23 protein-coding genes, 1 tRNA gene and 2 rRNA genes (1 of these 26 cut by a window edge) are annotated in these 25,284 nt (G+C 58.5%); 7 read left to right on the top strand and 19 right to left on the bottom strand.

The annotated features are described in order from the left end of the window. Nucleotides 1-73: 73 nt before the first annotated feature. Both P2W41_RS04910 and P2W41_RS04905 read left to right on the top strand, forming a co-directional pair. The gene (locus P2W41_RS04910) at nucleotides 74-2,038 is read left to right on the top strand and encodes an FG-GAP repeat domain-containing protein (RefSeq protein ID WP_404934919.1); all 1,965 of its coding nucleotides are present in this window, start codon (nucleotides 74-76) and stop codon (nucleotides 2,036-2,038) included. Beyond that, on the top strand, nucleotides 2,032-2,856 hold the full coding sequence (locus P2W41_RS04905) for a shikimate dehydrogenase (protein ID WP_292897342.1): 825 nt from the start codon (nucleotides 2,032-2,034) through the stop codon (nucleotides 2,854-2,856). Before P2W41_RS04910 ends, P2W41_RS04905 begins: the two co-directional genes overlap by 7 nt. A gap of 30 nt (nucleotides 2,857-2,886) precedes the next feature. Here P2W41_RS04905 and P2W41_RS04900 read toward each other — a convergent pair whose 3' ends face one another. From P2W41_RS04900 to P2W41_RS04835, 14 genes are all read right to left on the bottom strand, one after another. Further along, nucleotides 2,887-3,711, bottom strand: coding sequence for a shikimate dehydrogenase family protein (locus P2W41_RS04900; RefSeq protein ID WP_404934451.1), 825 nt, complete (start codon nucleotides 3,709-3,711; stop codon nucleotides 2,887-2,889). Nucleotides 3,712-3,718: 7 nt separating this feature from the next. Beyond that, nucleotides 3,719-4,561 carry a sugar phosphate isomerase/epimerase gene (locus P2W41_RS04895; protein WP_292897346.1) on the bottom strand — a complete coding sequence of 281 codons (843 nt, stop codon included), beginning with the start codon at nucleotides 4,559-4,561 and terminating at the stop codon, nucleotides 3,719-3,721. 9 nt (nucleotides 4,562-4,570) lie between these two features. Then, on the bottom strand, nucleotides 4,571-5,422 hold the full coding sequence (locus tag P2W41_RS04890; protein WP_292897348.1) for an ABC transporter ATP-binding protein: 852 nt from the start codon (nucleotides 5,420-5,422) through the stop codon (nucleotides 4,571-4,573). A 16-nt stretch (nucleotides 5,423-5,438) separates the two neighbouring features. Further along, nucleotides 5,439-6,239: an ABC transporter permease gene (locus tag P2W41_RS04885; RefSeq protein WP_404934450.1), complete on the bottom strand. Its 801-nt coding sequence runs from the start codon at nucleotides 6,237-6,239 to the stop codon at nucleotides 5,439-5,441. Nucleotides 6,240-6,336: 97 nt separating this feature from the next. Then, nucleotides 6,337-7,338, bottom strand: a complete 1,002-nt coding sequence (locus P2W41_RS04880) for an ABC transporter substrate-binding protein (RefSeq protein WP_292897352.1) — start codon at nucleotides 7,336-7,338, stop codon at nucleotides 6,337-6,339. 52 nt (nucleotides 7,339-7,390) lie between these two features. Then, nucleotides 7,391-8,149 carry an ABC transporter permease gene (locus P2W41_RS04875; protein ID WP_404934449.1) on the bottom strand — a complete coding sequence of 253 codons (759 nt, stop codon included), beginning with the start codon at nucleotides 8,147-8,149 and terminating at the stop codon, nucleotides 7,391-7,393. An 11-nt stretch (nucleotides 8,150-8,160) separates the two neighbouring features. After that, nucleotides 8,161-8,997, bottom strand: a complete 837-nt coding sequence (locus P2W41_RS04870) for an IclR family transcriptional regulator (RefSeq protein ID WP_292897356.1) — start codon at nucleotides 8,995-8,997, stop codon at nucleotides 8,161-8,163. Nucleotides 8,998-9,542: 545 nt separating this feature from the next. Beyond that, nucleotides 9,543-10,250, bottom strand: coding sequence for a GntR family transcriptional regulator (locus tag P2W41_RS04865; RefSeq protein ID WP_404934448.1), 708 nt, complete (start codon nucleotides 10,248-10,250; stop codon nucleotides 9,543-9,545). Between the two features lie 85 nt (nucleotides 10,251-10,335). Next, entirely contained in the window at nucleotides 10,336-11,826 is a 1,491-nt protein-coding gene (locus tag P2W41_RS04860; protein WP_404934447.1) for a tripartite tricarboxylate transporter permease, read from the bottom strand. Nucleotides 11,827-11,838: 12 nt separating this feature from the next. Next, nucleotides 11,839-12,336, bottom strand: a complete 498-nt coding sequence (locus P2W41_RS04855; RefSeq protein WP_292897361.1) for a tripartite tricarboxylate transporter TctB family protein — start codon at nucleotides 12,334-12,336, stop codon at nucleotides 11,839-11,841. 53 nt (nucleotides 12,337-12,389) lie between these two features. Next, entirely contained in the window at nucleotides 12,390-13,475 is a 1,086-nt protein-coding gene (locus P2W41_RS04850) for a tripartite tricarboxylate transporter substrate binding protein (protein ID WP_292897363.1), read from the bottom strand. Between the two features lie 63 nt (nucleotides 13,476-13,538). Then, the gene (locus P2W41_RS04845) at nucleotides 13,539-14,516 is read right to left on the bottom strand and encodes an aminopeptidase (protein ID WP_404934446.1); all 978 of its coding nucleotides are present in this window, start codon (nucleotides 14,514-14,516) and stop codon (nucleotides 13,539-13,541) included. A 131-nt stretch (nucleotides 14,517-14,647) separates the two neighbouring features. Further along, nucleotides 14,648-15,625, bottom strand: coding sequence for an aminopeptidase (locus P2W41_RS04840; protein ID WP_404934445.1), 978 nt, complete (start codon nucleotides 15,623-15,625; stop codon nucleotides 14,648-14,650). Nucleotides 15,626-15,694: 69 nt separating this feature from the next. Continuing rightward, nucleotides 15,695-16,681, bottom strand: a complete 987-nt coding sequence (locus P2W41_RS04835; RefSeq protein ID WP_292897369.1) for a TRAP transporter substrate-binding protein — start codon at nucleotides 16,679-16,681, stop codon at nucleotides 15,695-15,697. 195 nt (nucleotides 16,682-16,876) lie between these two features. Between P2W41_RS04835 and P2W41_RS04830 the strand changes: the two genes are divergently transcribed. Genes P2W41_RS04830 through lhgO form a run of 4 tightly spaced genes read left to right on the top strand, consistent with a single transcriptional unit; the run spans nucleotide 16,877 to nucleotide 20,349 of the window. Continuing rightward, entirely contained in the window at nucleotides 16,877-17,353 is a 477-nt protein-coding gene (locus P2W41_RS04830; RefSeq protein ID WP_404934444.1) for a thioesterase family protein, read from the top strand. A 35-nt stretch (nucleotides 17,354-17,388) separates the two neighbouring features. Continuing rightward, entirely contained in the window at nucleotides 17,389-17,865 is a 477-nt protein-coding gene (locus P2W41_RS04825; RefSeq protein ID WP_292897373.1) for a TRAP transporter small permease, read from the top strand. Next, the gene (locus P2W41_RS04820; RefSeq protein WP_292897375.1) at nucleotides 17,855-19,132 is read left to right on the top strand and encodes a TRAP transporter large permease; all 1,278 of its coding nucleotides are present in this window, start codon (nucleotides 17,855-17,857) and stop codon (nucleotides 19,130-19,132) included. The genes P2W41_RS04825 and P2W41_RS04820 overlap by 11 nt, the downstream gene beginning before the upstream one ends. Before the next feature lie 26 nt (nucleotides 19,133-19,158). Beyond that, nucleotides 19,159-20,349: an L-2-hydroxyglutarate oxidase gene (lhgO, locus tag P2W41_RS04815; RefSeq protein ID WP_404934443.1), complete on the top strand. Its 1,191-nt coding sequence runs from the start codon at nucleotides 19,159-19,161 to the stop codon at nucleotides 20,347-20,349. 79 nt (nucleotides 20,350-20,428) lie between these two features. Here the strand turns inward: lhgO and P2W41_RS04810 are convergent, their stop codons facing one another. Together P2W41_RS04810 and P2W41_RS04805 are read right to left on the bottom strand one after the other, a co-directional pair. Further along, complete coding sequence (locus P2W41_RS04810; RefSeq protein ID WP_404934442.1) at nucleotides 20,429-21,796, bottom strand: aspartate aminotransferase family protein; 1,368 nt, start codon at nucleotides 21,794-21,796, stop codon at nucleotides 20,429-20,431. Between the two features lie 9 nt (nucleotides 21,797-21,805). Beyond that, entirely contained in the window at nucleotides 21,806-22,990 is a 1,185-nt protein-coding gene (locus P2W41_RS04805; protein ID WP_404934441.1) for a CaiB/BaiF CoA transferase family protein, read from the bottom strand. An 83-nt stretch (nucleotides 22,991-23,073) separates the two neighbouring features. Between P2W41_RS04805 and P2W41_RS04800 the strand changes: the two genes are divergently transcribed. Further along, a complete protein-coding gene (locus tag P2W41_RS04800; protein ID WP_292897383.1) occupies nucleotides 23,074-23,880 on the top strand; it encodes an enoyl-CoA hydratase/isomerase family protein in 807 nt (268 codons plus the stop codon). Nucleotides 23,881-23,966: 86 nt separating this feature from the next. Here P2W41_RS04800 and P2W41_RS04795 read toward each other — a convergent pair. The 3 genes from P2W41_RS04795 to P2W41_RS04785 all read right to left on the bottom strand — a co-directional run. After that, a tRNA-Met gene (locus P2W41_RS04795) sits at nucleotides 23,967-24,043 on the bottom strand. 103 nt (nucleotides 24,044-24,146) lie between these two features. Next, a 5S ribosomal RNA gene (gene rrf / locus P2W41_RS04790) occupies nucleotides 24,147-24,261 on the bottom strand. Between the two features lie 277 nt (nucleotides 24,262-24,538). Continuing rightward, nucleotides 24,539-25,284, bottom strand: a 23S ribosomal RNA gene (locus tag P2W41_RS04785); it runs 2,128 nt beyond the window's last position.

Raw genomic sequence — 25,284 nt, 5'->3', positions numbered from 1 at the left:
TCAATTGCCACGCTATATGATACGAAATGAAATTGGAATAGGATTCCAAAAACGGAGGAGAAGCATCTTGAGCGTGACTCGGTGGGAGGATGATGCGTCGGTCTGGACGGGCCCGACTTATGTGGACCAGGCCATTCGCTATCATCCCGATGTGGGTTCGGCACCGGTCGCGGGCCGCATCATCACCTGCGTCGATGTGGTCGACTGGGATGGCGATGGCGGACGCGACCTTCTCCTGTCCAGTTGGGATACGTGCTATGAGGGGCGCGTTTTTCTGTATCCGCAGATCGGAATCAAGCCGGACGGCACACCGCTTCTTGGACGCGAGGAGATCGTTGAAGGTGTGCGCGGCTATGTTACCGCCGTACGCGACGGCGACCGCTTTCATCTCCTCTCCGTCTCGCGCATGCGGCGACAGATTTTTCTATTTCCCAATATCGGCACCGCGCGCGAGCCGCGTTTCGGTGATCCGGTCGCGTTGGATCTCGAAGCCGACTGGGTCAAAGGCAACGAATATTTTCACATGGCCCGCTTCCATGACATTGACGGCGATGGTGTTCCCGAACTCGTTGTGGGCACGGATTCATGGGATGACTACTGGCCGAACGGGCTGGAGTGGAACGATGTCGGCTACCGCGCCTATGATGCGGCGGGCCGCTGGCTGGGCGGGCCGCTACGCGGTTTCCTCTATGCTTTCAAGAACACCGGCACCCTGAGCGCGCCCGTGTTGAGCCGAGGCAGGCCGATCGTCGGGGGAGAGACCCCGCTGGAGGTCTATGGCCAGTGTGCTCCAGCCTTCGGAGATTTTTCCGGAGAGGGGCGCACCGCCGTGGTGTGCGGCGAATTCTGGAACATCCTGCATTTTGCCGAACAGACCGGCCCCTTCGCCTTTGAACATCCCACGCTTGTTGCCGACGGTGCCGGTGCCCCGGTGCTACTGGATCAGTGCATTCACCTGCCGTGCGCCGTCGATTGGGATGGCGACGGGCGCCTCGATATTCTGGTTGGAGCCGAAGATGGTTATGTGACTTTCCTTCGGAACACCGGCGCCGGCCCCGACGGGCGGCCGGCCTTTCAAAAGATCGGCCGCGTCGAGGGCACCGAGCCATCGATTCACGCCGGGGTTCTGCCCTCTCCCGCCGCTCACGATTTCACAGGCAACGGCCTGCCCGACCTCGTGGTCGGCAACAGCACCGGCGAGCTTCTGTTCTATGAAAATCTCGGCCCTAGCGGCGCGCCCGCGCTCGCGCGGGAAGTGATGATCGAAGCGGGCGGACAGCCCGTCCGCATCGCCGCCGGTCTGACCGGCTCCATACAGGGCCCTTCAGAAAAAATGTTCGGCTATTCCTGCCCCGCCATTGCCGACTGGGACGGCGACGGATTGCCGGATCTGCTTGTCAGCGACGTCAACGGCGAGCACAATTTCTACCGCAATGACGGTGGTGCCGTACCTCCCCGTTTCGAAGCGCCACGCCCGCTGACCTGGCAGGGCAAGCCGCTGAAAACCGTCTGGCGGGTGCGGCCGGCCGTGGTTGACTGGCTCGGCAACGGCCAGCTCCACTACCTTGCACTCGACGAGGATGGCGTGTTGTCGGATTTCCGCCGCGCAACAGACACGGAACTTGTCGACAAGCGGCATCCACGGTGGGAGGACGGCTCGCAAATGCGCTTTACACAGGATGTGGGCGGCGGACGCGGGCGCGTGAAACTTTGCGCCGTGGACTGGACCGGCGATGGGCGGATCGATCTCATTATCGGCACCCATGCGCGTGCCTCCGTTCCGCCCGGCCCAACCGGCCAGCCACGCAACACGACCGGCCAGGCGGGCATCTTTCTGCTGGAGAACACTGGCTCCAACGCCGAGCCGGTTTTCGCCTTTCCAAAAGCGTTCAAGTTCCGCGGCGAAACCATCCAGATGGCCATGCACGTCGCTTCGCCGGAAGCTGTGGACTGGGATGACAGCGGCAAGCCCGGTCTCGTGGTCGGCGTGGAAGATGGCAGTCTCGTATGGCTGAAGCGAGAGGAGCTCTCATGGTAGATCTTCCCCTTGCGATCAATGGCTCGACCAGGATCATGGGTGTCATTGGCGACCCCATCGCCCAGGTGATGACCCCGACGGCGATCAACCCCATCTTTGCCGCACGGGGAGAAAATATCGTCTGCGTGCCCATAAACATCGATGCACGGGAACTGGACACCGCATGGGCGGGGCTCAAGACGCTCAAAAACCTGATCGGTTTTGGCATCACCCTGCCGCACAAGCAGGCCGCACTCCCGCTCTGCGACAGTCTCGATCCACTCGCCGAACGGGTCGGAGCGGTCAATCTCGTGCGGCGGGAAACCGATGGTTCCTTCAAAGGCTACCAGTTTGACGGCAAGGGTTTTGTTCGCGGTTTGAAACGCCAGGGCCATGTGGTGTCCGGCAGGCATTGCCTCATGGCCGGAGCCGGCGGGGCAGCTATCGCGATAGCGTTCGCACTTGCCGAGGAAGGCGCGGCATCCCTGATCATAGCAAACCGCACCCGACAAAAAGCCGAGGAACTGGCAGAGGCTGTGAACCGCGCCGCTGGGCGGTCTTTCGCGCGAGCCGAAATGTCCGGCGAAACGCATACCGCATCGGGTCTGATTGTAATAAACGCGACGTCGCTCGGCCTTTCGGCGAACGACCCTCAGCCCTTCGATGCAAGTCTGATCGACGAGACGATGCTGGTCGCCGAGGTAATCGCCAAGCCGGAGGTGACACCTTTGCTCGAGGCCGCACGCACGCGGGGTGCGCAAATCCATTCAGGCATTCACATGATCCACGGCCAGATCGATCTCATTGCGGCTCACATGGCTGCTAAACATGGCTGCTAAAATGGCAGAGGAGCAGGCTGAGACCTGAATTCAGAGCGGCGTCCCCGCCTCCCCTCCGGCCGCGAAGCCAGCAATCAGCGCGATCTGTGCCTCAAGCATGTCGCGACCATCGCTTGTAGCCGCGCCACGCGCCCGCGCGAGCTTCAGCAATTCGGTATCCCGTGACAAGGCGGCAATGTCGGCCACCAGCATTTCAGAGTTCAAATCCCGGAGATCGACTGGAAAGGCGTCTGCGGATTTCAACCCGATCGGCGTTGCGTTGATCAGCACATCGATACCCGCCAGATCGTCGGAACCGCGTTGTGCCAGCGGCCCACCCATCTCGCGATTGACCATGCCGATGGTGAATTGAAGTGCATCCTCATCGAGGTCGATCACGGACAGCCGGCCGATCTGCTCACCGGACAAGGCGTGGGCGATGGCACGCCCCGCCCCGCCAGCGCCGACAAGCATAACCGACGCTCCCGCCAGACGACTGCGATTGGCGGCCAATCCACCCACGAAACCCAGCCCGTCGAAAAGCGCACCATACATGGAGCCGTCGATTCGCCGCTGGATGGAATTCACCGCGCCGACGGCCGCAGCAGCAGGTGTCAGTTCGTCGCACAGACGAGCGGCTGCAATCTTGTGCGGCACGGTCACGCCGATGCCGGCCACATTGTCCATCGCTGCGAAAACGCCCCAGGTGGCCTCGAAATTTTCCCGGGTGACATGAAAAGGAACGGCGTAGAGATCAAGGCTCCTGGCCGCGAAAAGCGGGTTGATGAGGGTGGGTGTCTGCACCTGAGCCACGGGATCGCCGAACACCGCATAGATGCGCGATCCACCGCCCAGATTTGGAATGCTGTCGCTCATGATGTGATCATCCCCCCGGAAATATGCTACGGCATCGCGCCAGTGCCGTATCAAGGACGAGGTCGGGGTCTTCGCCCCACCAATGGTCGGAGAAGATCTCGATCTCGATCGGCCCGGCGTAACCGGCTGCCTGCACCTCGCGCCACATGCCGGCCAGATCGATGATGCCATCCCCCATCATGCCCCGATCGCGCAGGACATGCTTCGTCGGCACCAGCCAGTCGCTGACGTGGAAGCCCAGTATCCTGCCGGCAGAACCGGCGCGTGCGAGCTCATCCTCCAGACGCTCATCCCACCAGATGTGATAGGCGTCCGCCACGATGCCGATGCCGTCGCCCAGCTGCGCGCACAGGCGATTGGCGTGACTGAGTGTGAGGATCACCGCCCTGTCGCCGGCCACCATGGGATGCAGCGGCTCCAGCGCGAGGGTCATTCCAACGGAACGGGCATGGTCGAGGAGCATCCCGATCGCGTCTTCCACCTCGGCGCGCGCGGCGGCAAGATCGCGGCTGCCGTGCGGGAGCCCACCTGAGAAGACAAGGACATGGTCGGCTGCGAGCTCGGCGGCCATGTCCACCGCGTGACGTGCGCGATCAAGGCATTCTGCACGCCCGGACCCTTCCGTTCCCAGGAGAGGCCCTGCCCGATTGAAGCCAAAGGTTGATATCCCGGTGCGGGAAAGCATACGCCGCGCCTCCTGAAGGCCGACCTTTTCGATTTCATCGCCCCATAAGGAGGCGCGCGACAGACCGCGCTGCGCACATCCTTCGAGAAACGGCTCAAGGCCCCACTTCTCGCGCACTGTCGCTTCATTGAAGATGAACTCGGGCAATTGCAAAGCTTCGACCATGACGCCGCGCTAGAATTTGTAGACGCCGAGCTTCTCGAAGATCCGATAGATCCTTTCGGCATATTTCGAGAACTCGGGATACTCGCCCAGATGGGCCGGGCGCGGACGCGGCAGATCGATAACGATTTCCTCGACGATTGTACCGGGGCTCTTCGACATGACCAGCACACGATCCGAAAGCCCCACCGCCTCTTCGATAGAGTGGGTGATGAAAAGCACCGTCTTGCGTGTTTCGAGCCACAGCATTTCCAGGTCGTGCCGGATCTGTGTACGCGTGATCGCATCGAGCGCACCAAAGGGCTCGTCCATCAACAGCATCGAAGGGTCGTGAACGAGAGCCCGCGCGATGGAAACGCGCTGACGCATGCCGCCGGAGAGCTGCCACGGATATCGGTTTTCCGCCCCTGTGAGACCAAGCCGCGCGAACAGGGCATCAGCCCGTTCTCTGAATTTGGCCCTGTCGAGCCCCCTGATCTCCTGCTGCAGCATGACATTGTTGATGGCGGTACGAAAATCGAGAAGCAGATGATCCTGAAAGACGATGCCGATCTCCGAAATGGGAGCCGTGAGAGGTTTCCCGTCGATCTCTACCGAACCCGCGCTCGGCGGCTCCAGTCCGGTGACAAGAAGCATGGTCGTGCTCTTGCCGCACCCGGAGGGGCCGATAATGGAAACGAACTCTCCCGGCTTTATGTCCAGATCGATGGGCCCGAGCGCGTGGAACGCATTTTCCCCGCTCCCAAACACCTTCGTCAGCCCTTTGGCATTGATCGAAGCGCCCGTGGCGTTCGCCTCGCCGACCGGATCCACCAGACCGGAAGGAATTCGGGAGTTCATGTCTGCCATCGTCGTGTCCGTCATTGTCATTTATCCGGGTTCAGTGTCTGGACCACGGCATCAGCCATTGCCCGATAATGCTCATTGCGCCGTTGAAGATCAGCGCGACGATCGCTGCAGCCACCAGTCCGGAAAACATCAGTGTCATATCCATGAACGCCGAGGCGCGCACGATCATGAAACCCAGACCTTTGTTGGAGGCGATGAATTCGGCGATGATGACGCCCTCCACCGCCTTCACCACGCCTATCTTCATGCCGGAGAAAATGTGGGGCATGGCGGCGGGAAGCCTGACCTTCCAGAAAGTCTGCCATGAACTCGCGCCCATGGATCGCGAAATGTAGAAAAGGCGACGGTCGACCAACCGAAAACCCGACATGGAATCGACCAGAACCGGAAAGAAACTCATCAGGAAAACGATCAGCGCGGCCACCAGCGGGCCAATCCCGAACCAGATGATCAGGATGGGCCCGATCACTGTCTTGGGCATGATGTTCAAAAACACGATGACGGGATAGAGGCCCCGTTCCAGCGCACCCACCGAAACAATCGCCAGGGCCAGCGGGATCGCCACCAGCACCCCAAGAACAAAACCCTCCACGATTGTGAGTGAAGTCCAGAACGCGTGACCGGCGATCAACGCACGGTCGGTATAAAGCCGCGCCAGGAAATCTGAAGGCTTGGGCGCGAGCCATATGGGCACCTCGAAGAAGCGAAGCGCTATCTCCCACACGCCAAGCAGCAACAACACCGCCACCGTTCCGATCAGAACGGACGATAAATACGAACCGCCGAACGCCGCCATCAGGCGCGCGCGCGCCCCCGACTGTGCCGGTGCCATGGCAGAAGCTGTTTGCGACATGCCTACGAAACTTTCCGCGTGAGATTTATGTCCGGGCGCCTCACACGCCCGGACCGGAGGTTACGACTGACATGCCTCAGGGGCAGGTCACCGGCGTTCCCGGCAGATAGTCGAGCGTATAGTAATCGGTTACCGGCTTCGTGTCGGGAAGGTTCATCGCCGAGGTCATGACCCCGTACATGGTTTCCCAGGTTTCCGCGTCCGTTACACCGATGGCGTCACCGGCCCCACCCGGACAAACCGAGGCAAAGCTGAACTTGGCCGACTGAAGGAGATTCTCCTTCGAATGCGAGGTCTCGGGGAAAATCTCGAGCAGCGCATCGACCGCGGCTTCCGGATCCTTCATCGCTTCCTGCCAGCCCAGCGCCGTCGCTTCGACAAAGCGTTTGTAGACATCCGGGTTGGCTTCAAGCTTGTCTTCACGGGCCACCAAGGCGAGGCTCGCGATCGGAACACCATTGTTATAGAAATACATGTTGCCCGCCTCGATGCCCTGGGCAGCAAGCGGCACCACAATGTTTTCCGGCGTTTGCGACACCGCATCGACCTGTTTGGATGTCAAAAGGCCAATAAATGCGCTCTCAGCCGCAGAGACGATTTCGACCTGAGACTCTTCGATGCCGTTTGCCCGCAGGAAGACCGGGATGAGCGGAAGCATCGCTGATCCGGGAGAAACCGCCAGCTTTTTGCCGATAAGGTCTTTCGGTTCCTTGATGCCTGAATCGGCCAGATACTGGATACCGAACTGACCGGATTTCCAGATGGTAGCGATGATCCTGATCGGCGCCCCCTGTGCAGCGACATTCAGTGTCGCGCCGGTATCGGCATAGCCAAGCTCTGTTTGCCCGGTCGCCACGAGCTGCGCCGCCACAGCGGATCCGCGCCCCTCCGTCAAAGTGACATCAAGATTATGGTCCTTGTAGATTCCCCTGGACTGAGCCACCGCAAAACCGAGATGCGCCGAGTCCGCCGTCCAGTTCATCTGCATCTGCAGCTTGTCCTGCGCAGACGCGGAAACCCCGCCGGCGAGCAGTGCGAACATCGCCCCTGCCGCCACATGTTTCAATCTGAATTGCATTTTCTTCCTCCCTTTTGTTGATCGTGATGACTGCTTGCCGACCACGAACCGCTCAGCGCCGCCGCCAGGGCAGCAATGCCCGTTCGGCCAGTTCCATCCCCCAACTGAGCAGAACGCCGATCATCGAACCGACAACAAGCACTGCAAAGATGAGTGACGTGTCGGAATCGTCCATTCCCCGTAAAACCAGATACCCAAGCCCGTTCTGCGAGTTCATCCACTCCACGACGATCACCACTGTGACAGCGATGACAACGGTGATCTTGAACCCCGAAAATATACTGGGTGCCGCCGACGGCAGTTCGAACAACCGAAATGTCTGCCACCATGAGGCCCCGACCGAGCGGCTGAGATAGTACTGCCGCGGATCGATCGATTTAAAACCGGTGACGCTGTCGACCAGGATCGGAAAGAAAGTGATCAGCGCCGTGAGCAGTATCTTTGGAAAATCGGCAAACCCGAACCAGACCAGCATGAGCGGGGCCAGAGTGATCTTCGGCAATCCCTGGATGAAAACAACCAGCGGATAAAGCACCTGCTCGGCGAAACGGGATTTCGCTATCAGATAGCCGAGCACGACACCGGGTATGGCGCCCGCGACAAATCCGTAGACGATGAGCCTTGTCGTCACGAGTGCGTGGTAACCCAGTCTCTGGTAATCCTCGAGAATGCGCGAGAGGAATTGCGATGGCGCGGGCAAGACGTAAACCGGGACCTGCAGCGCCCTGACCAACACTTCCCACACCAGCAAAAGACCGGCGAACCAGAGAACCGGCTCCAGAACGCGCTGCAATACTGGGTTGCGTTGCATCATTTCTTTCCTCAAACGTCCGCAGGCGCTGGCGAGCGTGACGCCGCCACAGCCGGCTGATAACCGCGCTGGCGGCTGCGAAGAGACCAGATCTCGGCAACCTCAACGGCGGCCTTCTTCAGGGCGGTTGCAAGCTCCTCGTAGCGGTCGGGGGTGATGCGCACGAGAGGCCCGGCCACGCTCATCGTGCCGGCCACTGGAGCATCCGGCTCCACCCCGTTGAAGAAGGGCACGGCCACGGCGCCTGTCCCCGCCTCGGCTTCTTCTACGGAGACCCCGTATCCGCGCTCACGCGTTTCAACGAGACGGGCGCGGAACTCATCAACATTGGTGGCGCTGTTTGGACCGAGCGGCCGCCGCGCGCCAAAACCCCGGGAGCAGACTATGCGCAGCGCTTCCGATTCCGGCAGAGTGGAAAGCCAGGCCTTGCCGTTGGCGGTGGCATGCAGAACAATCTCCTGTCCCATCTCGGGATCGTAGCGCAGCCCCGTAACCGCACCCTGTGCACGAGCCACCCAGACAAGATCCTCGCCCTCGACGATCGCGAGACGGCAATATTCGCGCGTCTCGCGTGCCAGCTTGTCCAGAACGGACTGAACCACGTCGGGCACCGCGCGCACATCGAGATTACGGAAAGCGAGGGTGCTCATGCGGAGAGAAAGCGCATAACGCTGGGTTCCGCTATGCTGCAACACCCATCCTCGCGAGACAAGTGTTGTCAGCGTGCGATGGACCGCACTTGCCGGCATATCCAACCGGTTCGCGAGATCCGTAAGTTCGATCGGATCGCGCTCGCCCGCGAGGGCCTCCAGCATCGTCAGGCAACGATCTATAGCAGCTACAGTCAACCATCCCTCCCAGGTCGGATTGGAGTATACAACATCAAATTCCAAAATGGAATACGATTCCAGTTTTAAAGGCGCAGATGGATGCGAGCGTTTCGCTTTCACGTCCGCCTGAGCGATGGCCGGTTTGTTCCACGTTAAAGAATCGCAATCAGGCCACAGCAGAGTTTACCGTGTATTCTCCAGGATTATGAGGGTTTGCTGCTCACGCTCTTCTGAACGTCTGCGCCCCGGAGCGGCCTCGCGCCAGGCCCCTGAAATCATCAGTGAATGGAGATCCGGCCACACACGAGCCGCAACGGTCCCACACCGAACGAGTCTGCAATCCGGGCCCAAACAGACCACAACACGAACAGGGCTAATCTATGAATGGATACAGTCAGGGAAGCAGGTCAGGCCCCGTTTCTGCCAGATCGAAATACGAGAACCCATTGAAAACACGTCGGAGAGCGCGAACCCTAATGCTCAGTTCACAGCCGGTCCTCGCGGAAGAAGACGCGAGGACGAATACCTTTACTTAAGCACTACAATTGGAGTCGCCGGGGTGTTCAACGAATATCTTTCTGTCTTTCGCAATACTGTTGAACAATCCCTACGATCCGTGCCTGGGCGTTCCTCATCATAACCAGCGTACGATCGTGCGCTTCTTGCTCGTTACGATCTCGGATGCTTAGAAGAACTTTGCGTAAGTCGCCGGCAGAGTGCTCCTGCATTTCCCTGCTGTGGGTGTGTGCAAAATAGCGGTAACGCATGGCCTGCTTCTCTATCGTGCGCAGAATATTCTCCAGGGTGCGATTACCGGTGATCGCGTGAACGCGGTCGAAATACGCCATATTGGCATCGAAGAAGGCTTCTGCGTCATCTTGCGCGAGGGACTTGTCGAGCGCATCGACGGCACGTTCCAGATACTCAATATCGGCCTTAGATGCGTTTCGCGCAGCGCAACTTGCCGCAATGCTCTCCAGAGGCGTGCGCACGAAATAGATTTCGTCCACATGCTCCGGTGTCATGTCTGTAACGCGGATGCCCTTGCGGGTATGCCGCACCACAAGGCCAATGGCCTCAAGCTGACGAAATGCCTCACGCACGGGTGAGCGGCTTACGTCGAAACGCTCGCATATCTGCTGCTCGGTCAAGTGCTGGCCAGGCTCAAACTCGAGCCTGATAATCAAGCGCTCAATGATCTGTGCAAGCTCAAGACCCAGCACATTGGGCAGGCGAACTGTACCAGTTCCCGAAGCCACGAGACTATCCATTTCAATCTCCAATCACGTGGGTCGCTACCGATCCACGTGCCGTTTATATAATACTGTATCCAAGACCTCTAGGCTGCTAAACAACTCATCCAGCGATCCTGGTACGTGACTTGCGACCAGCCCGCGTGTCCAAGCTGCGCTTGAGTCCAAACCCCACGATCAGGACGATCACCGCGATGATGACCAGCCCCACCGGTCGCGAAAACACCGACAGCAGCGCGTCGTCTTTGAAGATGATGACGGCTTTACGCAAGTTCTCGTCGGCCAGCTTGCCGAGAATCATCGCGAACACCATGGGGGCGAGCGGGAAGCCGCTTCGGCTCATGACATAGCCAAAGAGCCCGAATGCAAGCGCGATCCACATATCGAAGACAGAAAGCTGGACAGAATAAGCGCCCACCATACACAGCATGGCCACCATCGGCATCAGAACGGAAGGCGGCAGCGCCAACATCTTCATGATCGGCTTCAGAAGCAGGAACGCCAGCACGTACATGGCAAAGTTGGCCACAATCAGCGTACCGTACAGATACGAGAGGAAGCCAGGTTGGCTGAGTTCCACGGACGGCCCTACCACCACTCCGTGATAGGCCAACGCTGCCATGAAGACGGCAACCGCCGCCGAGCTTGGAATGCCAAGCGCGAGAGCCGGAAGAAGCGAACCGCCTATGGAGGCGTTGTCGGAGGTACCAGTGCAGACAACTCCCTCAATGCTGCCTTTGGAGAAATCCTTGCCTGATATACGCTGGCCGAGTTCGTAGGATAGGAAGTTGGCCATGGGCGAGCCGCCGCCCGGTATTACACCAATCACTGTGCCCAGTCCGCTTGAGCGCAGGGCGGCGCCGGCGTATTTGCGAAGGAGATCGAAACGGGGCCAGCAGCGCCCGATCACCATCCGTGAGACGCGTGGGTTTTTCTGCCCAGCCATCCGCATGACTTCGGCAATGCCGAACAGGCCGATAAGAGCAGCGATGAAGTCCACGCCGCCGCGCAGGTTTGGAACATCAAAAACCAGGCGCGGATAGCCCAGTATCGGCTCCAGCCCCACCATGGAAATGGCAAGGCCAATCCAACCGGATATCCATCCCTTGATAGCTGAATCGCCCTCACCTGAAATGCTCCCCGCAAGCAGTATTCCGCAAAGCGCGAGCAGGAACTGCTCCCACGCGCCGAATTCAAGCGCAAACATGATGAGAAGCGGTGCTGTGAGGGCGAGAATGAGGATGCCAACCCAGTTCCCCACAAAAGAGGCAAATATTGCGGTCGCGATCGCTTCTCCACCACGTCCGCGCTTGGTCAGCGGGTAGCCGGCAAGCTGGATCGGCACCGAGTCAGGTGTACCTGGAATATTGATAAGCACCGCACTAACGGCGCCACCGAACGTCGCTCCAGTATAGACGCCCATAAGGAACGCGGCAGCATCGAAGATCGACATGCTGTAGGAAAATGTCGCGAGGAGCGCCATGCCCATGGTCATGGAAAGCCCGGGAATCGCGCCCCATATGATTCCAGCCGCAGCACCGATTACCGAATAGAGGATCGGTGAAGCCGTAAACGCTTCGAAAAAACTGAACATGACAATTCTCGATCAGTTGAGGAAGCGGTCGAGCAGAACCGCTCCGCCGGGCAACAAAGTCTGCAGCACCTGCGTGAACATGAATGCGATGATCGCCGTGAAAAGGAGTGACGCGACCAGTATGCGAACGAGGGACCGCTCGCCTAGTGCCCACATCCCGGCCACGAGATAGCCAAGGGTGGCTAACTCGAAGCCAATATGGTGAACAAGCAGTATGTATGCTGCAAGACTGACGGGTACCGCAGTGGTCAGCGCGACCCGTCTCCTACGTTCAGCCGCGCTTTCCTTTTCACTGGAGGAGTCGGGTGCTTTCCTGTCTCTGGGCAGCGGCTCCAACTGCAGGAGAATCGCAAGCAGAAACAGAACGCTCCCGATAATGATGGGGAAAAGGCTGGGCGATGTCGCCCAGCCTCTTTCATGCGGCATATGCAAGCCTTGCCAAACAAGCCCTGTGCCTATCAGAGCCGTCAGCATTCCGGGGATCAGGCGGGACTTCAGTGAACTTGTCATGGAAGCTCCGGGAAGACTGGGTTTCGCAGAACGGATTTACTTCGTCAGGCTGCTTACTTCGCCCTCTTGTAATCCTGCGGTGGCCACCATGCCCTGAAATCCTCCGGACGAGGGATTCCCAGCTCTTCCGGCGTTTTCTGTAAGCCTTCCATCTCGTTCTCGAAATAGAGCCAGGACGTGACGGCCTCAAAAAGTGCAGCTTCCCTGTCCGCTTCCTCGCCACTTTTGAACTCGGGGAACATGACCCGGTTGGCCAGGACTTCCGCAAATCGCTCGTCTGCAACGGCTTCCTTTACCGCCGCTTCCAACGCTGTGAGAACCTCTTTTGGCGCATCACGGCGCACTGCCAGAGCATACACGCCCTGGATGAGACCGATATCGGCTGCATTGGGGATGGCGTCAGTCACTGGCTGCAGAGGCTCGTCGACGCCTTCGATTTCCAGCGGCTCGGTCAGGAATACCGCTAAGTTCCGCAATTGGCCACTGCGCAGATATTCGACCTGCTCCTGTACACCGCTTGCAACGACGTCCGCCTCGTCCTGAAGTACGGCCAGCGCCGCCGGCGCGCCACCGTTGTATGGAATATGGGTGAACCTGGCGCCCGTAGCATATTCGAGCGCGACAAGTGTCGCCTCGTGCCAAACGGTGCCAACGCCTGCATTTGAGATCCGCACGGAGCCAGGGTTGTCCTTCGCCGCCTTCACCACATCGGCTAGCGTCTTGAACGGCGAATCCGGCTTGACCGCCCAACCCGGCAACGAACGGCCGATCTTGAAAAACTGCCACTCCCGCCATGGCGCAGTTTCGGTGTACCCCAGGACACGGAAAATCTTGTTGTAGTCTGCATTGCCGAGCAGCCAGTAGCCATCGGGCCTGCGCTTTGCAACTTCGTCGGCAGCCAGCGAACCTGCAGCACCAGGCTGGTTCACGGCGCGCAGCGACACGTCGAAGGATTTTTCCAACGCCTGGACAAGCGCGCGAATGATCGTGTCCGTGCCGCCGCCTGCACCATATTGAATAACAACTGTAATCGGACGAGCCGGCCACTCGGCAGCGTGTACAGCTTTTGGGGCGATGGTCATTAGCGCCGCGCCTGACCCGAGGCTTTTCAGGAGGGTTCTTCTGCTAAGGTCTTTCATGCTCTCTTCCTCTGGAGTTAGCCCGGGGCTTGTTTTTGTTATTCCCCGGGCGGTTGTTGAAATTCAAAGATCGAGTTCGCGGTCCTTAAGCACCGTCTTTCCATCAATTGTCACGATCGGATGGCGGATCACGAGATCCAGATGGCCCTTTGCACGGATCGAGCTACCAAAAGTGATGCCGTTACCAATGCCAAGATGGATAGTGCCGAACTCCCCTTCGTCTTCGAGTTCGATTCCGCGGCCAATTCGGGCGTTCGGGTTGAGGCCGAAGCCAAGCTCCACGTGGGCGTAGATGTTGTCGTCATCATAGCTTTTCAGCAGACGATCAAGTTTGGTCCCGTCAGGACCCGAAGTGTCGATTTCAACGATGCGTCCTTTCTCGAAGCGAATCTGGAAGGGGTGCAGCACCTCGCCACCGGGTGCCAACGCACCGTCGATCATGGCAACGCCCTCGGTCGTGTACTCGACAGGTGAAACAGCGGTTTCAATGCATGGTGGTGGCGAGATGGTCCCCGGTTCATGGCAAATGCCATTCTGCGGGACGGCATGGCGTCCGCGAATGTCGATCTTTAGATCGGTGCGCCCGTCATGACTGGTGACGTGGACGCTTTCACCATTCTCGAGGATCTCCGAAAGCCTGGCGATGATCTTCGCCTGCTCCTCAAAGTCAATGTCTAGCGCACCGTCGAGGAACATTTCCTCCTGGCATCCGGGAAAAAAGATCAGACGCGCGCCGGCGTCACTTGCCGCCTTGCGCGCTGACGTATGGTTTACCGAAAACTTTGTCGGGGCAACGATCACATCAGCCGCTTTCATGGCTTCAGCAATGATGCGGGGAAGCTCGTCGCCGTGGCGCGTGCGCGGGGAATAGGTCAGGAATATCGTCTCCGCACCACGTTCCTGTCCGGCCAGGGCGAACATGCGGCCGATCCGCAGATTTTCGGTATCAGCCAGGACTAGAAATTGTTCGCCTGCCCTGAGGTTGAGGCATTGGTCCAGAATCCGCCCAACGGGCTTCATCATTTCCATTCTCTCGAGCATTAGGTACTCCCTTTTCGTCGCTCCGGACCTGCCTGCCCCGACACTTCGCGGGGAAATGATTGCAAGCATGTCACCATTTTTGGATATAGTATACAGTTTCTTCAGCTACGCTTCCCCGTGGGTGGCCGACCTTAATGCGGCAGCAGAAGTTGCTCCCCATCAAACACAACCTCTCCGTCAAGCTCGAGCCGCGCATCTGTCAGGACCGTGTCGTAATGTGCAGCAGCGCGACACTCGCCGCCGGGCGCGCTTGTGCCAAGCGCGAGCTGGAAGCCGCCCCATACGCTCTCATCGCTGAGCATTGTGCCATCGAGCGTGCATTCAGGATTCATCCCAACGCCTAGTTCACCCAGATTATACACGTTAGGATCGTTGAAGCTTTCCAGCAGCTTGCGAAAGGCGTCGGCTTCCGGGCCACCGGCGATCGACGTGGCAAGACCGTTTTCATATTCAATGATGATCGGTTGGTCCCTGATGAGCGCGACGCCTGGAATGCTCGCATTGACCACGATGCGGCCATTGGCAGTTCCTTCAACCGGAGCGATAGAGGCTTCCAGGCAGTAGCCGGCCGAGATGTCGATAGTGTTGGCAAAGCCGTTTAGCGAGCGCCCTCGACGTCCGGCAATGCTCATCGTGATATCAGTTCCCGCCTTCGAGGTGACGCGAGCGGTATTTGCCTGATCAAGCCCCCTGGCAAGCACATCAATCCGGGGGCGAAGCGATACGAAATCAGCGTCCCAGCCGCGCGCCAGGAAAAAGTCCGCCCCATCAGCCTCGGGGAGGACGATAACCTTGACCCCATTACGCTGCGCCTCGCGCCTGGCTTCGGTATGCGCGACATTGGTACGCATTGGCGCGATAACCAGATCGCAGGATTGCATGGCCGCGGCCGCCACCTTCGAAAGCTGCTCCCCATGGTGACGCCCCGTGGAAACCTGCATCGTCGTAAAAGAGCACCCTACTTCCGAAGCTGCTATGGCAAGCGCTTCGGCATTATGGCCGGTGTATGCATCGTGCAGGATGAGTATCTCGGTATCCGGCGTCGCCTCGCCGAGGAGACGAACGACCTTCCGAGCATTGGGAAGCAACGGCAAGAGACTGCGCATCATCTGAGATTATTTCCCCACATGGTTATGATGGGCTGCGCACGCTTGTACGCAGCCCGGTTTTTGGCTGTTCTAGTTCGGCGCCTGCTCAGCGATGCGCTCAAACAGTCCTTTTTTCCACTGACCCTCAAACTGCTTTGGCAGATCGGCGACGGCAGCCTGGAATGCGGAAAGCTCCTCAGGTGAGAGCTCAACAATGGTCATTCCAGAGGAGCGAGCCTGCTCGAGATAGTTGCTGTCTGCGGCATAGACCTTCTCCTGCCCCCACTGCATTGCCTGGTCCGCTGCAGACTGGATTTTGGCGCGAACCTCTTCCGAGAGGTTACTCCACCACAGCTCCGAAACCACGAGCCACTGAACTTCGCGCACATGACCTGTGAGGATGATCGTGTCCTGGACTTCGTTCAGGCTGGTGCCCATGATGATGTCTAGCGGGTTTTCCTGCGCATCGATGACGCCGGTCTGAAGTGCAGTGTACACCTCTCCGAAAGCCATAGGGACAGGGCTAGCGCCAAGCAGGCGGAACGCCTGAACCTGCACCGGGATCTCTCGCATGCGAATCTTGATGCCTTGAAGGTCTTCAGGCTTGCGCACTGCCTTGCCGCTGGTTGTAACGTGGCGCGGAGCACGGTCCATGCGACCGATGATGCGGATGCCCTTGCGCTCCAGAATTGCGTCGCGAAGCTCGGCACCGACTTCGCCATTCATCACCTTGTGCAGGTGCTCCGGCGAGGAGAACAGGTAAGGTGCGTCGAGCGGACCGTATTCCGGTGCAATGGCCGATACAATGACAGAGCCGGTGACGCCCATTTCGATCGCGCCGCTCTGCATCAGGTCGAACATGTCACGTTCGCCGCCCATTTCACCGCGCGAAAAGACATTAATCTTGATATCGCCACCGCTCTCTTCAGTCAGCGATGCGGACATGCGCTGCACTGCTTCATCGACAATCGTGCCTGTCATCTGATGGTTGAGGCTGGCGGTTACGCCTTGTGCTTGAGCGCTCTCAGTGAGCGAGCCGCCCATTGCCACGGCAAGGGCCAGGAGGCTTCCTCGCAAGATACTGGCTGCACATAGCCGGTGTGAACTCCCATTCATCACATTCCCCTCATGCTTGTTTTTCTTGATGGCATGCCCGTAACGGGCGCGCCATCAGGCTTGCTTTACGCCCGATGATTTAACATGGATATTGTATTCAGTCTATAATCGACGTTATGTTCTATGAATAACGACAGCAGAGGGGAACGGGGAACCATGCGCGGAAGCCAGCAACTAAACTGTGACTACTGCACCGAAATTCGGCCCGCATGGACCGACCATAACGGCCATTTGAACGTCGCCTATTACGCATTGATTTTTGATCAAGCGACGGACCATTTCCTCGAACGGCTTGGACTCGGGCCCGCTTATCTGGCCGAATGTGGCAGCAGCACCTTCGCGGTGGAATCACACAGCCGCTATTTCTCCGAAGTTCATGAAGGTCAGGCAGTGCGCGTTGAGAGCACCCTTCTCGCTTTCGACGATAAACGCATTCTCTACGGCCACCAGATGTACAGGGCCAAGGATGACGCGCTGGCAGCGCAGTTCGAGCAGATTTCCCTCCACGTCGACCTTTCCGAGCGCCGGGTTCATCCGTGGCCGCAGGGCATCGCGAACAACTTCCAGCATGTGTGCAGCGAGAATGACGCATTTGGCGCGCTCACCCTGCCTGTATCCAGGAAGGCAGGCTGAGCATGTCCGCATCTCATGAAACCAAGGGGGGTATCATGGCAAAATTCGCCAACCTTCTTATCACCACCGCCATCTGCCTGGCGCTGGCAGGCATGGCTGCGAGTGTCTTTCTCCAGGTGGTCATGCGCTATGCGTTGCAGGCGCCACCTTTCTGGACAGAAGAACTGGCCCGCTTCCTGCTTATCTGGCTCACCTTTCTTGGTGCGGTTGCCAGCCATATCGCGCGCGAGCATATCGCGGTCGAGTGGGCGCCAAATCTGCTCAAGGGGCGCTGGCGTGTCCTGCTCGACATCATCAATCACGCAATCATCCTGCTCGTACTCGGCGTGATCTTCATCGCGGGCTTCAAGATGGCTCAGCTCGGCGCACAGAAGTCGCCCGCGCTCGGCATAAGCATGCGCTACATCTACGGCGCTCTGCCGGTCGGCGCGGCTCTCATGCTTCTTGTATCGATTGCACAATTCGGGCGCGACATCGCTTCCCTTTTCAAAGGTGCCCGTGATGCCGATTGAATGGATCCTTGCCGGCTTTTTCCTGCTTGCGCTTGCAGGTGTGCCGATCGCATTTGCAATCGCGGCCATATCCGCAGTCTACATCATAGGCTCGAGCATGCCGCTGATGGTTATCGGTCAGCGCATGGTGTCAGGTGCCGATTCCTTCCCCCTTCTGGCGGCCCCGCTCTTCATGCTCGCGGGAACGATCATGAATTCCGGTGGGATCATGCAAAGGCTCCTGCGGCTTTCAGATGCCATGATCGGACATGTACGTGGCGGCATGGCCCAGGTGAATGTGCTGAGCAGCCTTCTGATGGCTGGCATGTCGGGCTCAGCAACGGCGGATGCCGCCGGACAGGGCGCAACCATGATTCCCGCGATGACAAAATCGGGCTATCCACGTTCCATGAGCGCGGCGATCACCTCCGCGTCGTCCGTCATCGGCCCGATTTTTCCCCCAAGCGTACCTTTCGTGATCTACGGTTCGATTGCGCAGGTATCTATCGGGCAGCTTTTCGTGGCTGCGATCATTCCGGGAATGCTGATGGCAGCAGTGCTGATTGGCACCGTCTATTTCATCTCCCGGCGAGAGAACTATCGTACTCGCGTCGGCTTTGATTTTGGCGACTTCCTCTCAGCTCTGAAGGCAAGTGCGCTGGACCTGATGCTTCCGCTCATCATCATCGTTGGCATCATCGGGGGTATTTTCACGCCCGTTGAAGCGGCCAGCGTGGCGGTCGTCTATGCACTCGTTCTCGAGCTTGTCATCTTCAGGACCATTCGGCCAAAGCAGTTGCCCGTCATTCTTCTGCAGGCAGGCAAACTTACAGGCATCATCATGTTTGTCATTTCTGTCTCCAACATCTTCGGTTGGATACTCGTGCGCGAGGGAATCGGGCAGATGCTGGCAGACACGCTGCTTTCCATGTCATCGGACCCGGCCGTCCTGCGCATGCTGGTTGTGGTCCTGCTCCTCATTCTGGGACTGTTTATCGAGACGGTCGTCCTGATTGTCCTGATCGTTCCCATCCTCGTGTCGCTCGGGCCGCAACTGATGATGGACCCGGTTCATCTTGGCGTCATGGTCGTCTTCACCACCATGCTGGGGCTGATCACACCACCGGTCGGGCTATGCATGTTCATCGTGAACTCGATTGCCCGCATCAGCATCACGGAATATACGCGAGCCATCCTGCCCTATTTCGCAGCGCTGATCGCCTGCGCCTTCATCATTGCAATGGTGCCGCCGCTGACGACATGGCTGCCACAGCTTCTGATGCGCTAGAACCACCGCCATATGAGAGGGACGAAATGACAAGCTACGATTTCGCAATTATCGGCGGAGGCATTGTCGGGCTTGCGACAGCTCGCCGTCTGCAGGCGCTCCACCCGCAGGCGAGCGTCGTGCTCTTCGAGAAGGAAGAGGCTGTGGCCCTGCACCAGTCGGGCCGCAACTCCGGCGTTATTCACGCTGGAGTATATTACACGCCAGGCAGCCTGAAAGCCCAGTTTTGCAGCGAGGGGAGGAAAGCTGTGGTCGCCTATTGCGACGAGCACGGCATCCGCTACCAGATCTGCGGCAAGCTCATCGTTGCTGTTGACGATGCGGAAACCGAGCGATTGGGCAACCTGCACCGTCGTGCCACCGCCAACGGCATTGAAATCGAGCGCCTTTCGGGCGCAGAGGCGCGTATGCTGGAACCGAATATTTCGGTCGAAGCAGCCTTGCTCTCACCATCGACAGGCATCGTGGACTTTGCGGCAATCTCACGAGACATGGCCAAGCGTTTCCTCGAGGCTGGCGGCACCCTCAAGCACGGCTGCAAGGTCACGTGTGGTTCGGAAAAACCGTCAGGCATTCGGCTCGAGACCTCCGAGGGTACAATCGAGGCCGGCAAGGCGGTTTTCTGTGCCGGACTTATGGCAGATCGGATGGCGCAGGCATTCGGCGCAGATGTGGATTTTCGTATCGTCCCCTTCCGCGGTGAGTATTATCGCATCGTGAACCAGCCAGACGACCTCGTGCAGCACCTCATCTACCCGGTCCCCGACCCAGAACGCCCATTTCTCGGTGTGCATCTGACCAAGAAGATGGATGGCGGCTTTACCGTGGGCCCGAATGCAGTGCTGGCGTTTGCTCGTGAAGGTTACGGCAGGCTGTCGCTCAATCTGCGCGATTTGGCTGACAGCCTCACCTATCCAGGCTTCTGGCGCGTGATCGCGCGCAATGCGGGGCCCGCAGTGGACGAGCTGTCCGCCTCCCTTATGCGGTCGCGCTATCTGAAAAAGGTTCAGAAATACTGCAGCACCATCAGGCTGGAGAATCTTGCGCCCTACCGCTCCGGCATCCGTGCGCAGGCGATCTCACGCGATGGCAAACTGATGGACGATTTTCATTTCGTGGAGACCCGGCACAGTCTGCACGTATGCAATGCGCCCTCACCTGCTGCGACATCTTCAATCCCCATCGGTGCCTATATCGTAGAACGCCTGCTAAAATAGCGCAGGTTGAGCCTGCAGATACAAACGAGGTCGCCCTGCACGCTACAGGGCGACCTCTTTGCTTGAGTCAGGCTTTCATTCAGCGACCCAGGTCTTCCCTCGTTTGATCGAGAGATTTGCCGAAGCGCTCAAGTATCGCGTCAATGTCGCCCTGGGTGGCAATGAGCGGCGGGCAGAAGGCGATGGTATCTCCGATCGCACGTATGATAAGGCCATTGTCGTGGGCATGCTGGTTGAGAATCCTGCCCGCCTGTCCCGCCGGATCGAATGGCGCCCGGGCCTCCTTGTCGGCCACGAGCTCGACTGCGGCGATCAGACCTTCACCACGCACTTCACCGACCAGCGGATCGTCTGCAAAAACGCGCAGGCCTTCCTGCAGTCTTGGGGCGAGTGCAGCGCAGTTTTCTACCAGAGACCGCTCTTCGATGATCTTGAGGTTCTCCAGTGCAACGGCGGTGGCCACAGGATGTCCACTGCCGGTAAACCCGTGACCAAGCACCCCGATCTCCGCCGTTTGTGTAGCGATTGGTGCAAATAGCTCGTTGCTGATCAATACGGCAGCCAGCGGTTGATAGGACGATGTCAGCTGCTTCGACAGAACCATTACGTCCGGGTCGATATCATAGAAATTGGAGCCAAACATGGTGCCAAGGCGACCGAATCCGGTGATAACCTCATCGGCGATGAGCATGATGCCATGATTGCGGCACACTTTCTGCACCATCGCCCAATATCCGAAGGGCGGTGGAACGACGCCGCCGGCAGCCATCAATGGTTCACCAATAAAGCCGGCAATGGTGTCAGCGCCTTCGCTGGCGATCAGGGCTTCAAGTTCATGCTCGAGCCGCAGCACGAAATCGCTCTCGCTCTCGCCAGGTTTTCCTTCGCGGTAGTAGTGCGGACAGGTCGTGTGGAGGAAACCGGGCAGCGGCAGGTCGAAACATGCCTGATTGACCGGTAGTCCCGTAAGGCTGCCCGCCCCGATGGTGATACCGTGATAGCCCCGCTTCCTGGCAATGAATTTTTTACGCTGTGGCTTGCCTATTGCGTTGTTGTAGTACCAGAGGAGCTTGATGACCGTGTCGTTGGCTTCCGAGCCGGAATTGGTGAAGAACACCTTCGAAAGGCGATCCGGTGTCATTTGCACCAGACGCTCGGCTAGATTGATCGCAGGCTCGTTCGATTTGTGGGAAAAGGTGTGGTAGTAGGGCAGCTCTTTCAACTGTGCGGTTGCCGCTTCGACAAGCCGCTCTTCTCCGAAACCGACGGCTACGCTCCACAGGCCAGCCATTGCCTCAATATAGCTTTTCCCCTGATCGTCGAAAACATTCACGCCTTCACCGCGCTTTATGATCAGCGGTCCAGCCTCGCAATGGGCCTGGGCGTTAGTGTAGGGATGCAGCATGTATGCCACATCCCGCGCATGGTTTGAATTTGGCTGTAGCATCCGTACCTCCTACCGTTTGCCGGCGGCTTTTTTGAGCGGAGCCTGCGCCCAGATCTCGTCAATCTGGTCATTGTGTTCGCCGAGCAGAGGCGCGTGGCTGCGCACCGAGCCTGGAGTGTGCGAGAGCTTGATGGGAATGCCGAGCGTCTTGTGCGCACCCGCCTTGGGATGATGCACAGGCACGACCATCTCGCGGAAAACGGCATGGGGATGAGCCAGGGCACGGTCGGTGCTTTGAATAATTCCGGAGGGAATGCCAGCATCTTCCAGTGCGGTCAGCCAGTAGTCTGCGGGCTTTTGCAAAAGCTGCTCTTCGACAAGCGGCACAAGCTCATCGATATTGGCAACGCGATCGGCATTGCTGATGAAGCGCTTGTCTTCAACAAGATCCGCGCGGCCAATGAGCTTGCACAGCGCGAGCCAGAAATTTTGCTGGGCAACTCCGACTGTAATGTGATCCGTACTGGTAGAAAATACCTGGTACGGCGCCACGCCGCGATGTTTCTGACCAAGCTTTTCAGGTGCTTCGCCGGTGGCGAACACACCTGCAGCCTCGTAAAGCTGCAAGGAAAGCCCTGCGTCGAACAGTGAAGCTTCAACGCGCTGTCCCTGCCCCGTGGCATTGCGGGCCTGAAGGGCGGTGAGAATGCCAATGGTCAGGTGCAGGCCGGCCGTGATGTCACATACGGGAATCGGCATGCGGTGCGGCCCCTGGTCGATCGGACCTGTAAGATGCATCAGTCCCGTAAAACCCTGGAGGACAAGATCGAAGCCGCCCTTGGTCGCGTATTCACCGGTGCGGCCATACCCGGATATCGAAGCGTAGATGAGTCCGGGATTGCGCTGTGAAAGCTCGTCATAGCCAAGTCCAAGGCGTTCCATCGCCCCAGTACGGTAGTTCTCGACCAGGACATCAGCTTCATCCACAAGCCGCAGGAAGGCGTTCTTATCTTCCGGATCCTTCAGGTTCAGCGTCAAGGATCGTTTGTTGCGGTTCCATAGCATGAACGGCGCGCTTTCACCCTCAACGAAAGGCGGTTCAGTACGGTTTTCGTCTCCGACACCGGGACGCTCGATCTTGATCACGTCTGCCCCTTGGTCGGCAAGCATCATCGCGCAATACGGCCCCGCAATGAAGCTCGCCAGTTCCAGAACTTTCAGCCCTTCAAGCGCCTGCATCTTGCTGTTCTCCATGCTTCGTGTTTTGTATACTGTGTTCTTTCTGACTGAAAGTTCGGATAACGTCAATCACGCGCAGAGATTAAAAGGATCGATTCATGAGCGATGCCGCGCCCTCCCCGACGACCGGCCACATCCTTTCGACATGTGACGAAAACGGCGTGCTGATCGTGACGATCGATCGGCCCAAAAAGAGAAACGCGTTGTCGCTGGCCATGTGGCAGGAACTGGGTAACGTGTTTCGTCAGGCGGCCACGGATGCCAATATCCTCGCGGTTGTTCTGACGGGGGCCGGCGGCCACTTCAGCGCCGGTGCAGATATTTCGGAATTTCCCCGGGTCCGCGCCACGGCTGAACAGGGGTTGGAATACGACCGCATCAATGATGAAACCACGCTCGCTATTCGCGACTGCCCGCGTCCAGTGTTTGCGGCGGTTTCGGGCGTGGCAGTGGGTGGGGGATTGAGCCTTGCCCTTGCCTGCGATTTTCGGGTGGCAGACGAAACATCGAGAATGGGCATTCCTGCGGGGAGATTAGGCCTTGTCTACAGTGTGCTCGATTCCCGGCTTCTGACAGAACGCGTCGGAACGACCCGCGCGAAGCAGATTCTCATGAGTGCGCAGCTCTTCTCCCTCGAGGAGGCTGAGGGCCTCAGTCTCGTGGACTACAAGTGTCGCGACAATCCCCTTGAGCATGCACTGCTTCTTGCCTCCAGCATGGCGCAGACCGCTCCGCTGTCTCTTGCTGGAAACAAGACGATCCTAAATGCGATCGCCGATGGTAGCATCGCTGATCGCGCCGACGAAATGGAGAGTTTGATCGCTCACGCCTTCGACAGCGAAGATTATCGGGAGGGCCAAGCCGCGTTCAGGGAGCGTAGACCGGCACGATTCAAAGGATGCTGATTCTGTTGCTACTGACCTTGCGGCTGGGTGGTTTTGCGGGCCAAAAGAACCCCGCGAACCGTGGGGTTGGCGGGGTTTTGTATATTTGGTTGCGGGGGCAGGATTTGAACCTGCGACCTTCAGGTTATGAGCCTGACGAGCTACCGGGCTGCTCCACCCCGCGTCAATTTATTTGCGTTTTTTGCCAGTTTTCATGGCAAAAGGCCGCTTTTGCGGCCTTTTGGAGTTTTGTGTTTGTTTTGAGAAGCTTTCCATGCGTTTAGCAGACCTGGCAGCGACCTACTCTCCCGCGTCTTAAGACGAAGTACCATCGGCGCTGGGGCGTTTCACGGCCGTGTTCGGAATGGGAACGGGTGCAGCCGCCCCGCCATAACCACCAGGTCGGCGAAACGCATGTAATCGAGAAGCTGGTAAAAGCGAATAGTGAGTAGCGAATGGCGAATAGAGAATGCGCCTCAAGCCTCACTGTTCGCTGGTTGACCTTCCGGTCATTGATTGCTCGCCTTCGGGCGAAGCCCACAAGGCCAGAATACAGGCAAAGCCTGCAAGGCCGACTGGCCGTCGGCGCTCATGCGCCGCGCACGCGCAGCGGTTTGCAAGGCAAACCCGCGTGAGCGCTCAAGATGAGCATAAGCCCAGATGAGCATAAGCAATGAGAATGATTCAAGCCGATCGAGTTATTAGTACCGGTAAGCTCCATGCGTTGCCGCACTTCCACACCCGGCCTATCAACGTGGTGGTCTCCCACGACTCTCAGGGAATACTCGTTTTCAGGTCGGTTTCCCGCTTAGATGCCTTCAGCGGTTATCCGTTCCGTATATAGCTACCCTGCTATGCGGCTGGCGCCACAACAGGTCCACCAGAGATACGTCCATCCCGGTCCTCTCGTACTAGGGACAGATCCTGTCAATATTCCTACACCCACGGCAGATAGGGACCGAACTGTCTCACGACGTTCTGAACCCAACTCACGTACCGCTTTAAATGGCGAACAGCCATACCCTTGGGACCTGCTCCAGCCCCAGGATGCGATGAGTCGACATCGAGGTGCCAAACAACCCCGTCGATATGGACTCTTGGGGGTCATCAGCCTGTTATCCCCGGCGTACCTTTTATCCGTTGAGCGATGGCCCTTCCACGCGGGACCACCGGATCACTATGACCGACTTTCGTCTCTGCTCGACTTGTCAGTCTCGCAGTCAGGCAGGCTTATGCCATTGCACTCAGCGAACGATTTCCGACCGTTCTGAGCCCACCATCGCGCGCCTCCGTTACTCTTTAGGAGGCGACCGCCCCAGTCAAACTACCCACCATACACTGTCCCGGATCCGGATAACGGACCGCGGTTAGACATCCATATAGATAAGGGTGGTATTTCAAGGATGGCTCCACGCGAGCTGGCGC

The sequence above is a fragment of the Nitratireductor sp. L15S-10 genome (genome assembly GCF_045011005.1).
Taxonomy (GTDB): domain Bacteria; phylum Pseudomonadota; class Alphaproteobacteria; order Rhizobiales; family Rhizobiaceae; genus Nitratireductor.
Note: the sequence above shows the minus strand (reverse complement) of the source record. Positions and strands in the feature narration are given on the sequence as shown.